The sequence below is a fragment of the Thalassotalea sp. G20_0 genome, assembly GCF_017744175.1.
In the GTDB taxonomy this organism is placed as follows: Bacteria; Pseudomonadota; Gammaproteobacteria; order Pseudomonadales; family Endozoicomonadaceae; genus Endozoicomonas.
Genome location: NZ_JAGHQV010000009.1, coordinates 126576 through 139858, shown reverse-complemented (window position 1 = coordinate 139858; position 13283 = coordinate 126576). Strand labels below are relative to the sequence as shown.

The 13283-nt window shown below is 49.5% G+C and carries 9 protein-coding genes; 4 read left to right on the top strand and 5 right to left on the bottom strand.

The window, feature by feature from the left end; all coding sequences use genetic code 11:
* Positions 1 to 115: 115 nt before the first annotated feature.
* Positions 116 to 2299 carry an ankyrin repeat domain-containing protein gene (locus J7438_RS07950; protein ID WP_209204032.1) on the bottom strand — a complete coding sequence of 728 codons (2184 nt, stop codon included), beginning with the start codon at positions 2297 to 2299 and terminating at the stop codon, positions 116 to 118.
* A gap of 346 nt (positions 2300 to 2645) precedes the next feature.
* The gene (locus J7438_RS07945) at positions 2646 to 4607 is read right to left on the bottom strand and encodes an ankyrin repeat domain-containing protein (RefSeq protein WP_209276128.1); all 1962 of its coding nucleotides are present in this window, start codon (positions 4605 to 4607) and stop codon (positions 2646 to 2648) included.
* Between the two features lie 863 nt (positions 4608 to 5470).
* Between J7438_RS07945 and J7438_RS07940 the strand changes: the two genes are divergently transcribed.
* Positions 5471 to 6493, top strand: coding sequence for a quinone-dependent dihydroorotate dehydrogenase (locus tag J7438_RS07940; RefSeq protein WP_209276127.1), 1023 nt, complete (start codon positions 5471 to 5473; stop codon positions 6491 to 6493).
* Between the two features lie 61 nt (positions 6494 to 6554).
* Here J7438_RS07940 and rmf read toward each other — a convergent pair whose 3' ends face one another.
* Positions 6555 to 6788: a ribosome modulation factor gene (gene rmf, locus J7438_RS07935; protein WP_503003891.1), complete on the bottom strand. Its 234-nt coding sequence runs from the start codon at positions 6786 to 6788 to the stop codon at positions 6555 to 6557.
* Positions 6789 to 7075: 287 nt separating this feature from the next.
* Here rmf and rlmKL point away from each other — a divergent pair, with 287 nt between their 5' ends.
* Positions 7076 to 9247, top strand: a complete 2172-nt coding sequence (rlmKL, locus tag J7438_RS07930; RefSeq protein WP_286196458.1) for a bifunctional 23S rRNA (guanine(2069)-N(7))-methyltransferase RlmK/23S rRNA (guanine(2445)-N(2))-methyltransferase RlmL — start codon at positions 7076 to 7078, stop codon at positions 9245 to 9247.
* 98 nt (positions 9248 to 9345) lie between these two features.
* Complete coding sequence (locus J7438_RS07925; protein ID WP_286196457.1) at positions 9346 to 10002, top strand: phosphoadenosine phosphosulfate reductase domain-containing protein; 657 nt, start codon at positions 9346 to 9348, stop codon at positions 10000 to 10002.
* A 69-nt stretch (positions 10003 to 10071) separates the two neighbouring features.
* Here the strand turns inward: J7438_RS07925 and J7438_RS07920 are convergent, their stop codons facing one another.
* The gene (locus J7438_RS07920; protein WP_502950437.1) at positions 10072 to 10380 is read right to left on the bottom strand and encodes a BolA family protein; all 309 of its coding nucleotides are present in this window, start codon (positions 10378 to 10380) and stop codon (positions 10072 to 10074) included.
* A gap of 251 nt (positions 10381 to 10631) precedes the next feature.
* On the opposite strand from J7438_RS07920, the gene J7438_RS07915 reads away from it, so the two are divergent.
* Entirely contained in the window at positions 10632 to 12491 is a 1860-nt protein-coding gene (locus J7438_RS07915; protein ID WP_209276126.1) for a hypothetical protein, read from the top strand.
* On the opposite strand, the gene J7438_RS07910 is transcribed toward J7438_RS07915, so the two are convergent.
* Complete coding sequence (locus J7438_RS07910; protein ID WP_209276125.1) at positions 12488 to 13030, bottom strand: 2Fe-2S iron-sulfur cluster-binding protein; 543 nt, start codon at positions 13028 to 13030, stop codon at positions 12488 to 12490. The two genes, J7438_RS07915 and J7438_RS07910, sit on opposite strands and share 4 nt — an antisense overlap.
* Between the last annotated feature and the right edge of the window lie 253 nt (positions 13031 to 13283).

The window sequence follows — 13283 nt, the reverse complement described above, 5'->3', positions numbered from 1 at the left end:
CTATTATCCAGCCTGAAGCTGTTGGATGAAGCCGCATCAGCGGTTGTTACTGGTAAACTCTGACTGCCTCTACCGGTACAAGGCACGGCGCCGGTTCCCCGCTCAATTGTATTGTTCACAGTAGAAGACAGGCCTTGGCTCTATTTTGAAGGAGTTTTATTGCACCTGTTTGATTCATCCTGATAGCGAAGTCGAGAGCCTTATTGCCATTTATATCCCTTTCTTTCGCAAGAGTGGGGTTAAAGGCCAGCAATGCGTTGAGAACATCTGTGTGGCCACCGAGGGCAGCACGGTGGATGGGCATCACGCCATTAGGGCCAACCCTGATTTTGGCCAAAAATTCGGCCAAGGGGCGGTCAATATCCAGTAATGCATTGACGGCATCTTTCTGGCCACCATAGGCGGCAATGTGGAGAGCCGTCATGTTATCGCCAATCTTATGAAAGGCCAGGGTTTGGTCAATGTTCAGCAATTGTCTGATAATCTGTGTATGGCCTTTTTTTGCCGCATAGTAGAGAGGCCTATTGCCATTTTCATCCTCCCTGTAGACCTGGTTGCGGTCAATCCCCAGCAATCGCTCGACAACCGCTGTGACGCCATGCAAGGCAGCAAGGTGAAGCGGTGTTTGATTCTTATTATTCTCTTGTTGAGCCAGGTCTCTATCTATGTTCAGCATTGTTTCGGCGATATGCGTATTTTTCCGTATGATTGCTATGTCTAAAGCCGAATGGCCATTGCCATCCCTAACTTTCGCCAGGGAGATATCAAAGCGCAGCAATACATCGACGGTACGCCTGCAGTTATTAGCGGTAGCCAAGTGAAGAGCCATTTGTTGCCTGGCCAGGGAGGGATTAATACGCAGAAAAACAACAACAACCTCTGCTAAGTTACCAGCAATAGCCGATCTGAAAACTGTGGGCTCGAGGGAGGGGTTAATGCTCAAGAATGTCTTGACGGTGTCTTCATGGCCATTGAAGGCAGCATATTTGAGAGCTTTGGAGATACTGTCATTATCTTTGGCTAAGGAGGGGTCAATGGCCAGCATTGCCTTGACGGCCTCTGTGTGGCCATTACGGGCAGCTAAGTGGAGAGCCGTGCAGCTATCGTTCTTATTGACTGAGGTTTGATATTTTTTCAGCAGCTCCCGGGCGGACTCTGAGTGGCCGTTCTGAGCGGCCATACGCAAGGGCGTAGCACCATCTATACGTGTTTTGACATTGACATCTACTTCCATCAAAGGCGTGATACCGTCGTTTTCACGGGCATTAAAGTCCACTCCTCTGTTATCCATATCAGTCAGCTCACGCAGACACCCAGTGTCGTTTTCTTGTTCGATGGTCTTGCGGTTAATAAGGGTTGAGGAAGTAGAGAATTTACCATTAACAACCGCTGATGCGCCTTCATTTAATGGCTTTTTACAAGAGTCAACCGCAGTATCAGTCGGGTCAGGGTCGTTAGTGGCAACAGAGCCAGCCTGAGCTGTTTTGCCAGCTTTTTCGGTATCGTCAAGCTTCACGTTGATTGTGAGCGTACTGTTGCCTTTTTCATGATCGGCCAGGGAAGCAGTAAACTCCTTAAATACATTGAGGGTCTTTGTGTAGCCTTTATCAGTAGCTATCTGGAGAGCAGTCTTGTTATCTTTATTCCTGATTTTGTCAAGGGCCGGGGCCATGGTCAGCAATACCTTGACGGTCTCGCTGCTGTTAAATTCGACAGCTTTGTGAAGAGCCGACGTGCCATCTTTCCAGGCCAGGGTTTCATCTTTTTTCATAAAGACTTCGACGATCCTTGCCTGGTTACGACGAACAGCCATGTCAAAAGCGGTTTCGCCCCGATTATTCTTCATCTTCACGAGATTGAGAGATGAGGTGTCCCTCAGTATTTCCTCGACTTTCTCTTTACTGCCCCGAAGAACAGCTTCGTGGAGAGTCGTATTGCCTTGCTTATCCATTTTGCCCAGTGAGGGATCATTCCTGGCTCTGCCTGTATTATCTTTGAAAACAGGAGTGTCGAGAGACTTGCAATAAGATGAATATTTGCCAGGGACAGTGTCCCCGCTCATAAGAATAAATGGCTCAGCCTGTTGCTGGCATTGACTGCATTTGCGTTGCCCAAGACTTTTTGCGGCCTGCTGTTCACTGTCAAACCATTTGGTGATGCATTTCCAGTGGAAAACGTGTGAGTCCGGACAAGAGGCTTTGACCTGTCGCTTATCATGTTGTCCGATAGGCGGGTCGCCACTATCACAGAGGTGGCAATTAAAGGATAAACCCGTCGCATTTCCCCTGACACTATTCATTGCTTTACCTTAGTTTAATGACGTAATGCCTTCGGTAAGACAAAAACCAGCAGAGAAAATTCCATAAAAAATAGAATTTTTAACAAGACGATTGCCATTTATATCCCTTTCTTCCGCAAGAGTGGGGTTAAAGGTCAGCAATGCGTTGAGAACATCTGTGTATGGGCTTTTGTTGCCGCATGGTAGAGAGGCCTAAAGCCATCTGTATCCTCCCTGTAGTCAATCCTCAGCGACCGCTCGACGATCGCTGTGTTGCCATCTCGTAAAACCTTCGAAATCGGTTGGGGATGTCCTTCAGCATTCTTTCAGACTCAGATCGCATCTCGGACAGCCCGGAATAAATTCCTCAAAGAAGGTTGGAGACGCCGCCGGGCATTCTTTCAGACTCAGGTTGACGACAGGCCCGGGCTTGATTTGCTTCTTGAAGGAGTCTTTTTACCTCTGTGAAACCATGGCGGTTAGACCTGTCGGGAGCCGTACAGCCATTATCATTCTTTTCTTCGGCAAGAGAAGCGTTAAAGGCCTGCAATGCATCGACGGCCCTGTCGAGAGCCGTAAAGCCATTATCATTCTTTTCTTCGGCAAGAGAGGGGTCAAAGTCCAGCAATGCTTTGACGACCGCTGCGTGGCCATATGTAGCAGCAGTGTGGAGAGGCGTATCGCCAGAGCCAATCACCATTTTGGCCATTTTTTCGGCGAAGCGGCGGTCAATACTCAGCAATGCTTTGACGGCATCGCTGTGGCCATTGTAGGCAGCAAGGTGGATAGCCGGCCTGCTAACCTTATGAGTGGCCAGGGTTTGGTTAATGTTCAGCAATTTCTTGATAATTTCTGCATTGCCTTCGTTGGCAGCATTTTCGAGCGGCCTAAGGCGATCTATATCCTCCTTATCGACGAGCTTGCGGTCAATACTCAGTAATTTCTCAACTAACGCTAAGTCGCCATACTTGGCAGCAAGGTGAAGAGGTGTTTGATTCCTATTATCCACTTCTTTAGCCAGGCCACTATCATTGTCCAGCATTTTTTTGGCGATATCCGTATTTGCCTGTATTGCTAGTTCGAAAGCCGATAAACCTCTGCTATCCCTATGTTTGGCCAGGGAGATATCAAAGCGCAGCAAGGAATCGACGGTACGCCTGCAGTTATTAGCGATAGCGAAGTGGAGAGCCATTTGCTCCTTGGCCAAGGAGTCATTAATACGCACAAAAACACCGACAACCTCTGCCAGGTTATCTTTAATAGCCGATATGAAAACCTTGGGCCCGAGGGAGGGGTTAATGTTCCACAATGTCCTGACGGTATCTTCGTGGCCACTGAAGGCAGCACTTTCGAGAGCTTTGGAGACACTGTCATCATCTTCGGCTAAGGAGGGGGCAATGGCCAGCAATGCCTTAACAAACTCTGTTCTGCCTATTCTGGCAGCATTGACGAGAACCGTGTTGCCATCGCCATCCTTATCTTTAGCCAAGGAGCGGTCATTGGTCAGCAATTTCTTGACCATCTTTATATTCCCATTGTCGACCGCATTGTGGAGAGCGGCAGAAAGCCGGGATCGATCATTGCCCAGCTGCTCGATGAATTCGTTTTCTGGGTCGTCAAACCTGTCAGCTTTGCTGAGAGCAGGATTATCTAGCGCCCTTTTAAGGATTTCCTGACGCTGGGTGCGATCAAGATCGTGAGCATCGAGAGCCAAATCGAGAGCGGTCTTACCATCATTATTTTTATCTATGGCCAGAAAGGGATCAATGTCCAGCAGTGCCCTGACGCTCTCTGCGTTGCCGTTACGAGCGGCTAAGTGGAGAACTGTTTCACCATCATCATCGCGAGCATTGACGTCGGCACCGTGGTTGACCAGAGTCTGGATTAAATCAGTATTTTGGTACTTTATGGCGACAGCTAACGGGTACTCTTTAACATGGGTTAGCGCCGATTTGTAAGCCTTATTTGCATAAGCCTCATTTTTGTCCAGCAGAAATTCCAGGATTTCCAGATCACCGGTACGGCATTGATTAAGTATCGGGGATGATTCACAATATCTGTGTTCATCGACTTCACTCCCGTCCTTAGGAATCAATGGCAGTGCCGGTTCATTGCATTCACTACATTGGCGTTTATCAAGACTTATCTCTTTCTGCTTGTCCAGGTGTTGGGTGATGCATTCCAAGTGGAAAACGTGGCCTTCCGGTTTACAAGACGTTTCCACCAGTGAGTGCCCACCAAACTGTCCTCCGATACTTCCGTCATTTATACATATTGAGGAACAATTAAGTGGTAAGCCTGCCGAACTGTCGCTGATACTGTTCATCATTTTGACCTACTTCATGTTAATGTTAAATTTTGGATATAAGTACATAATTAATAAAATTATATATTTCAATAATCAAAGGCACAGATGCATGGCTGTGTCTTTAAAAGCAATCGTAAAGACAAAATCAGCAGAAATAAGTTCCATAAAAATCAAACTTTATAACAAGAGCAAGGCGATTGTCGTTTAATTCTAAAGTTATGCACGAGCCTAACCGCGTTACACCAGACAATGGGCGTTAATTCAGAAAGGAGAGGTCAAAGGCGTTGTGCCGAGTTTCGTGCAGAGTTTCCAGTGGCTTGGTATTGGGCTTTATGTCCGGTTTGCAGTTGAACCCTTTAAGACGATGGATTTCATTCTCAAGAGCAGTCACTCGCTTATCCAAGCGGGTATTATCCTCAAGAAGACAGGTATTATCCTCTCGGAGACAGCTAATATCCTCAAGAAGTAGCGTGATTTTTTTCTCAAGGTTTGTCGTATATTCCAGCAGTTTTCTGACTAAGTCGTATTTTGGGTCGCCTGGAATCTAAAAGGGAAAAGTCATCTGGAAGAAGTTTGGTGCCTTCATCAACACTGTGTCGCCTAAAGTAAAAGTTATTCATACATGGCCGGACAACGGTTTGACGTTAAATACTCGAGGTAGGAGACGTATGCGCTTGCAGTGCAAGTACGGATCTGCGCAGGGTGTGGCGGGTGACCGCCATTCCTACTGTGACTATGTGGAGATAACCCTTTGCTCCCGGTTTTATCCGTTCATGTTTTTTGTCGCACGATGAACTCTTATAAGGAGTCTCCTGGAGACAAAAGGGATTAGAAATCGTATAATCCTTCGAATTTTGTCTGGCGCATACTGATCGATAACCCCTATGTATAAATTGACACGAAGTGCCCTGTTTTGCCTTTCTGCCGAAACTGCCCATGATTTTGCCATGGAAATGATCAGTGCGGGAGGGCGTCTTGGTCTTACCCGGTTGATGGCACCTGCTGTCCCTGCCAAACCAAGGGAAGTGATGGGATTGACCTTTAACAATCCGGTTGGGCTGGCAGCGGGGCTGGATAAAAATGGTGAGTGCATCGATGGTCTGGGCAGTCTGGGCTTTGGCTTTCTTGAGCTGGGAACCGTGACGCCAGTGGGACAGCCCGGCAACCCCAAACCAAGAATGTTCCGTATCCCTGAGAGAGAAGCGTTGATCAACCGTATGGGGTTTAATAATCTGGGGGTGGATCAGCTGGTCGCGAATGTTCAAAAGAGCCAGTACAAAGGCATTATCGGTATTAATATTGGCAAGAACCTGACCACGGCTGTTGAAGATGCCAACCGGGATTATCTCACCTGTTTGCGTAAGGTATATCCCCATGCCGGTTATGTTGCGGTTAACCTGTCTTCCCCGAATACTCCCGGGTTAAGGAAACTGCAATATGGTGATGCCTTGAAAAGCCTGCTGTCAGTGTTGAAGGAAGAACAGGCATCACTGGCTAAAGCCTATGGTCGCCAGGTGCCTCTGGCCATCAAAATTGCCCCGGATATGACCGACGATGAAATAGCCGCAGTTGCTGCCGAGTTGGTGTCGTATGAACTGGATGGCGTTATTGCCACCAATACGACACTGGATCGAGATAAGGTCAGCGGCTTTGCCACAGCCGAGGAAGCGGGAGGACTCAGTGGTGCGCCGTTGAGTGATAAGTCCACGGCAGTGATTCGACTGCTTGCCAGTGAGCTTTCCGGTAAGCTGCCGATTATCGGTGTTGGTGGTGTTATGGATGCTCAGACGGCGGCTGATAAGATCCGGGCGGGGGCCAGCCTGGTGCAGATATATTCAGGCTTTATTTATAAGGGGCCGGAGTTGATCCGAGAGGCTGCGGAAGCCGTCTACTCTGTTGATGCATAAGAAAGCGCGTTTATCCACGGGTAATTTCTGAAAGCCCCGAATGGGGCTTTTTAATAGGCAGTCAGAGCTGGTCGGCCGAATAGGAGTGAGAGAAGTTATACATTCGGTGTAACGCCGAAATTCCCGTCTTTCCTTCCCAGTTATCAACGCGACCTTCTCGCCAGCCACTTAACCACGACTGGCGCAAATCTGTCTCCTGATGGGGGCAGATATCCCTGGAACGGCCAGAAAGGCCCACTTGGTATCCTTTATTAAAGGCTCTATCTGATTTATCCCTTTTGAGTCTTTTCAACATGGTAATGCCTCTTGCTGATATGGTTTTTGACGGCCTCCCTGGCGCCTCGGGTTTGGTTCAGAATTACCGGACAGCTGACTTCACCCAGTGGTGGAGGTAACTAGTCGCAAGTGCTAACTGTCCTCCCCCAAAATACAGTGCGGGTAAAGTGTCGACTGAAGAAGGTATTCACCCAAGGAAAGTCAACGTTCTAAGTTTTATCCAAATCTGAAGCTTTTGTTGAGAAAACATTGAGAATTTTTAGTTAATAAGAGCTGTTTTTTAGCATTTTTCAGGAATATGACGTTATGAGTACAACGATGTTGACTCTGTTTGCCAGTTGTCCCAAGGGAGTAGAATCCCTGCTGGCAGAAGAGCTGAAGGAACTGGGAGCCAGTGAAGTGGCAGAGACGGTTGCCGGCGTCAGCTTTGCCGGTCACCTTGAGTTGGCCTACAGGGCTTGCCTGTGGTCTCGTCTGGCCAGTCGGATTCTGCTGCGCATCGGCGAAGTGGATGCTTCTGACAAGCATGCGCTGTATCGGGGTGTGCAGTCGTTTGACTGGGATGAGCATCTGGATCAGGGCTCCAGTTTTCGGATTGATTTCAATGGTTCGACACCGGATATCACCCATACCCGCTTTGGCTCCCAGTTGGTAAAGGATGCCATTGTTGATCAGCTGCGTGATCGTTATGGCTGGCGGCCATCTGTCGATAACAGCAAGCCGGATCTGCGGGTCAATGTGCATGCCAGAAGCGGCAGGGCATTTGTTGCCATTGACCTGTCAGGCCAGAGCCTGCATGAGCGCGGTTACCGCCTGGAAGCGGGTGAAGCGCCCCTGAAAGAAAACCTGGCGGCAGCGATTTTGTACCGTGCCCGCTGGCCTGAACTGGCGAAGCAGGGCAGCACACTGCTGGACCCTATGTGTGGTTCAGGCACCTTTCTGATTGAAGGTGCCATGATGGCAGCGGATATAGCGCCCGGATTGCTCAGGGCCCGTTTTGGCTTTGATAAGTGGATGGGGCATATTCCCAAAATCTGGTTGGCAGTACTTGAGGAAGCCCGTACCCGTCGCACAGCTGGCCTGGCTGCGATTAAGACGACCATCGTCGGTTATGAAGGTCTGCCAAAAATTGTCGGGAGAGCCAGGGCCAATATCCAGCGTGCCGGGCTGGGTAAGCTGATTAATGTCAAACAGCAGGAGCTGGCCAGTCTGAAGGTTGACCCTGACATTCCAGCCGGACTGGTGATTGCTAACCCACCCTATGGTGAGCGCATGGGCGATGAGGCCAGTCTCGTTTATCTCTACAAACACCTTGGCGAAAAAATCAAACAGCAGACGCCGGGTTGGCAGGCGGCGATCTTTACCTCTTCACAGGCGCTGATCAGAAGTCTGGGCATGGGGCCGAAGAAAAGCTACACCCTGTTTAATGGGGCGCTCTCCTGCAAGCTGTTTCTCTATGATGTTCGTGAACGACAGGCTGACCAGCCAGTTTCCGGCCAGAGCCGTCCGGACAGTGCGGCTAATACCTTATTCAAGGCCAGCACCGCCGGTGGTGAAATGTTTGCCAACCGGTTGAAGAAAAATCTCAAGCAGTTGGGTAAGTGGGCCAGGAAAGAGAGTGTCGACTGCTATCGTCTATATGATGCGGATATGCCGGAGTATGCCGTTGCCGTGGATCTCTACAGGGATTGGGTTCATGTGCAGGAATACGCGGCACCAAAAAGTATTGATGAGACGAAGGCTCACCAGCGTCTGCTGGAAGCGCTGGAGGTGATTCCCGGTGTATTGGGTATTCCGGATAGTCATGTGGTCTTCAAGCGTCGTGAACGTCAGTCTGGCAAGCGGCAGTACGAAAAGCTTGAGCAGTCCGGTGATATGCTTGAGGTGAAAGAAGGGAACTGTCGTTTACTGGTGAACCTGAGGGACTATCTGGATACCGGACTGTTTCTGGATCACCGGAAAATGCGCCTGCGCATTGCCCGGGAGGCCGCAGGTAAAGATTTCCTGAACCTGTTCTGCTACACCGGAACGGCAACCGTTCATGCCGCCGTGGCCGGTGCAGCCAGTACCACCAGTGTCGATCTGTCGAATACCTACCTTGGCTGGGCAAGAAAGAATCTGGCGCTCAATGGCCTGGTGGATCGCAAACACCGGCTGGAGCAGGCAGACTGCCTGCAGTGGCTGAAACAGGAGACACGGAACTATGATCTGATCTTTATGGATCCCCCTACCTTCTCAAACTCCAAGCGGATGCGCGGGGTATTTGATGTGCAGGAAGCCCATGTTGAGTTGATCGAGCGGGCAATGGCCAGGCTGAAACCGGGTGGGGTGCTCTATTTCTCCAACAACTTCCGACGTTTCCAGCTGGCCAAAGAACTGGAGCAGAAGTTCAGTGTTGAGGAGATCACTGCTACTACCATTGATCGGGATTTCCAGCGAAGACCGGGTATTCACCGTTGCTGGTGTATTCAGCGCTGAGTACTGAAGATGGCGTCAACAGGGCCTGAGCATTTAATTCAGTAATATTTATAGTCCATATTAATCTTTGTGGTTATAAAGCCTCACTCTTATAGTGCATGCTGTTAAGTTATGGATTGATGGGGAAAATAATGAATCTGGAGATGATTAATCAGGAGCTGTCGACTCTGAGCCCGCAGGCTATTATCCAGTGGGCCGTCCAGCGTGCTGAAAAACCTGTGCTGACCACCAACTTCGGGCCCCATGAAGCGGCCATTATCCATATGGCCACCCGGGTCAAGCCGGATATCCCGGTGGTCTGGATCGATTCGGGCTACGGTACTGAAGCGACTTACCGCTTTGCTGACCAGCTGATTCGGCATTTGCAGCTCAATATCCGGGTCTTTCACCCACAATACAGTCGTGGTTTTCGTGATGCCATTTACGGTGGTGTGCCGGAGGTTGATACCCCGGAACATGATGAGTTTACCCGGCAGGTAAAACTGGAGCCTTTTGCCCGTGCCATGAACGCATCAGCACCGGATTACTGGCTGACCGCCATCCGTAAGGATCAGACTGAATTCCGGCAGAACCTTGATGTGGTCAGTCGGACAAACAATGGCTATTACCGGGTGGCACCGCTCCTTAACTGGACGGAACTCAATGTTGAGGAGTACCTGGTTACCCACGATCTGCCCATCGAAGAAGATTACTACGACCCGACAAAAGTATACGGACACCGGGAGTGTGGTTTGCATACTTCTGTGGCGGGTTAGGAACTGGCATTCAACATTGCTGGTAAGCGCTGCCCGTCACCCGCTGCCCGAAAGAGACAGGCCGCTTATTTACTTTTTACTGCCGCCCAGGCAATCCGGTGATGCCGGGGCGGTCTGGTTTCTTGTCTGCCACTCAACGGGGGTGTAAGTGTGTAGCGCCAGCGCATGAATCTGCTCTCGCAGTTCGTCAGCCAGCAGTCCATAGATCATCTGGTGCCGTTTGACCGGCATTTTCCCTTCAAATGCTTCACTGACAATCACGACCTTAAAGTGTGACTCTGAACCCGGTGGCGTGTTGTGCAGATGGCTCTCATTGGTTACATCGATTAAGTCATTCTGTAAGGACTCATTCAGCTTATCGATGATATTTTCTTTCATTCCCATACATCACCTCTTCAGTCCCGGCCCGAACGACAAGGAGTTTGTCTTACCTGGCAATCTCTTTCTGGCACATTATAAGTAGCTAACCCTGTGAAATCATATATTTCTAACGCCTTGCCCTGGTTTATGGATGATTTTTTTTCATGGTCTATTCTCATACCACCTTAATTGCAGAAGCCCTCCGCTCAGTTGTTTTCAGGCTACACGGCGAAGTTCTCCTTTTACATGATATTAAAGGTGCAGGTCTTATGGGAAATCCGGATAAAGGTTTTGCTGGCAGAACAGTGAAGTCAGCCATAACCGTTCTGTCTGCGGCAGTGATTATTGCCGCCTCCTCAACCATCGCCCATGCGAAAAAGACAGAAGCCTCCGATAAGGACAGCGACGATGGTGTACCTCTCTACACGGTGCTGGCTGATGGGGAGTCCGGTGGGAAGCTCAAACAAAAAAGAAGGGCGAATATCAATCCACAAAACCTCAGTGTATCCAGGGATTTTAAATTCTATAACCAGGTCGCCGCTCTTGACCTTACCGACCCGGTGCAGGCAGAAACCTTTCTGAAGTTTATGGATATCCGGTTGGCAGAAAAGAAACTGAATGAAGAGGTAGTACTGGTCGGTGACAATGAGCAGACAATAGTCACAGCAGAGCAGCAAAGAGCCTTAAAACCTGAGGTGGAAAACGAGACAGCTGTTGTACGCCAAATGCCTGTCAGAACCGCCATTGCCAAAGACTCAAAAGTCGGGGAGTCAGCAAATATCGTCAAGCCCACAAAGCTTGATAAAGGGAGGGAGCAGCAGGGGCCGCGTTCAGAGAGTTTGCAGAAGGAAAATAACAAGGCCAGTGAAGCAAAGTCAGCAGTAGTTAAAGAAAGGGACCAGGCAAGATTGGCCCGGGTAAATGAGGCCCGTCTGGCAAGGGAGCAGGCCAGAAAGAAAGCTGAAGAGCAGAGACTGGCACGGGAAGCGGAAGAGAAAGCCAAGGCGGAAGAGTTAAGGTTGGCTGAGGAGCAGCGCAGGGCTAAGAGAAAAGCCAAAGCCGAAGAGTTGAGACTGGCTAAAGAAAAGCGAAAAGCAGAGGAAAAGGCCAAAGCAGAAGCGTTGAGAGCGGCTGAAGAAAAGCGGAAAGCGGAGGAAAAGGCCAAAGCCGAAGCGTTGAGAATGGCGGAAGAAAAGGGGAAAGCGGAGGAAGAAAAAGCCAAAGCTGAAGCGTTGAGAGTGGCTGAAGAAAAACGCAAAGCAGAGGAAGAAAAAGCCAAAGCTGAAGCGTTGAGAGTGGCTGAGGAAAAGCGCAAAACGGAAGAAAAGGCCAAAGCCGATGAGTTGAAAGTGGCTGAGGAAAAGCGCAAAACGGAAGAAAAGGCCAAAGCCGATGAGTTGAAAGTGGCTGAAGAAAAGCGAAAAGCAGAGGAAAAGGCCAGAGAAGAGAAAGCAAAAGCAGAAGAGTTGAAGTTGGCAGAAGAAAAACTCAAGGCTGAAGAAAAAAACAAAGCCGAAAAAGCAAAACAGTCCAAAGAGGCCACCATCAACATTCTACCCAGCCGCCCTGTGGCGTATCAGATTGCAGCAGAACAGGATCCCGGCATCATCAACTTTGATCAGGCCATTACCCGTCGCTTCAAGGTGTCAGGCTCATACCTGGATAAAGGTGAACACGGCAATAATATCGTCAAGGATCATCGCGGCCGGGAGTTTATGAATGTTATGGCCTTCTGGGATGTGCTGGTGGAACACCGGGACAACGGTGAGCATTATTACTACGGCAGCATTCAGTTCCCCCTGGGCAGTCGCCATCCGGCCATTATTAAAAGTACGGTAACCGGTGATGAAATCGCTCTGGGATGTAAAACTGGTGAAGTTCTGGTATTGAAGGGCTTTGAGACAGAAGGGATTGATTATACCCATGGGCTGGTGGATGCCTACCTTGCCCACTCCGTGGTTATGCCAGATGGAACGATCGCCTTTCAGGAAGTGGTGCGTCAGCCTTCCTTCAGTCTGGTTAATGCAGAAACCGGCTGTATGTCCCGCGATATATTCTCAAGGAATCATGTGGATCCGGAAGGGATGGGGCATGACAAAACCCTTGATGCGTTACCGGTCAGAGATTAGCCATTCTTGATCACCATCAGGCGGTCGCCTGCTCTTGCCTCGGAATGAATCCAGGCACTGAACGGGCTGCCCCCTGCGGAGCGAGCAATAATGCACTCGAGTGTTTGTGACTCGTCGCTGACGCCGGTAACCGGGTAAGTGGCTTCAAAACCTTCGTTTGATACCAGGGTAATATGTTCGCCAATGGCAACTTCGAAAGGCAGGCGGGTGGATAACTTGATGATGACTTCCGTTGAGCTGAGTGATGTCAGCTCAGTAAGAATACCGGGCACTTCATCCCGGGTGGGCAGTGTCAGGCTTAAATCACCAGTTACTTTGGTCTGACAGGCGAGAATATAGCCTTTTTTGATTTGCTCAGCAGTCAGTAACGCCTGGGCTCCTGTCGGTACAGGTCCCGCCGTCACCCGAAGCATGCAGGAGTGACAGACCCCGGCCCGGCAGGAATAAGGTGCCCTGGCATGCTGGCTCAGTAATCCATCCAGAAGGTTCTCGTTTTCATCCATCGGGTAACTGTTGCCCTGAAATTGAATCTTCGGCACGAAAAGACCCCTGACATTTTGCACAGTGAATTTGGTGTGCAAGTTTACAACCTGCAATCGATAATACCAGTTGCAGCCTCTAACGACGTTTTTTGAGAAAACTTTACCTCTCCTGCGGTTAATCAATGTTATTAGCTTTTGGCGTTGGTATAATCCCTTCCAAAATAAGATGAGGTTTGCCTGCCGTTAAGACTGTGCAAAAGGGCATGATGCTCTCAGCTTATTGCACGGGTTCAAATCGGCAAGGTTGGAT

Excerpts from the sequence above, each read along its gene's own strand:
- J7438_RS07950 (WP_209204032.1), bottom strand. The coding sequence starts at position 2,299 with ATGAATAGTGTCAGGGGAAATGCGACGGGTTTATCCTTTAATTGCCAC.
- J7438_RS07945 (WP_209276128.1), bottom strand. The coding sequence starts at position 4,607 with ATGATGAACAGTATCAGCGACAGTTCGGCAGGCTTACCACTTAATTGT.
- J7438_RS07940 (WP_209276127.1), top strand. The coding sequence starts at position 5,471 with ATGTATAAATTGACACGAAGTGCCCTGTTTTGCCTTTCTGCCGAAACT.
- rmf (WP_503003891.1), bottom strand. The coding sequence starts at position 6,788 with ATGTTGAAAAGACTCAAAAGGGATAAATCAGATAGAGCCTTTAATAAA.
- rlmKL (WP_286196458.1), top strand. The coding sequence starts at position 7,076 with ATGAGTACAACGATGTTGACTCTGTTTGCCAGTTGTCCCAAGGGAGTA.
- J7438_RS07925 (WP_286196457.1), top strand. The coding sequence starts at position 9,346 with ATGCTGTTAAGTTATGGATTGATGGGGAAAATAATGAATCTGGAGATG.
- J7438_RS07920 (WP_502950437.1), bottom strand. The coding sequence starts at position 10,380 with ATGAAAGAAAATATCATCGATAAGCTGAATGAGTCCTTACAGAATGAC.
- J7438_RS07915 (WP_209276126.1), top strand. The coding sequence starts at position 10,632 with ATGGGAAATCCGGATAAAGGTTTTGCTGGCAGAACAGTGAAGTCAGCC.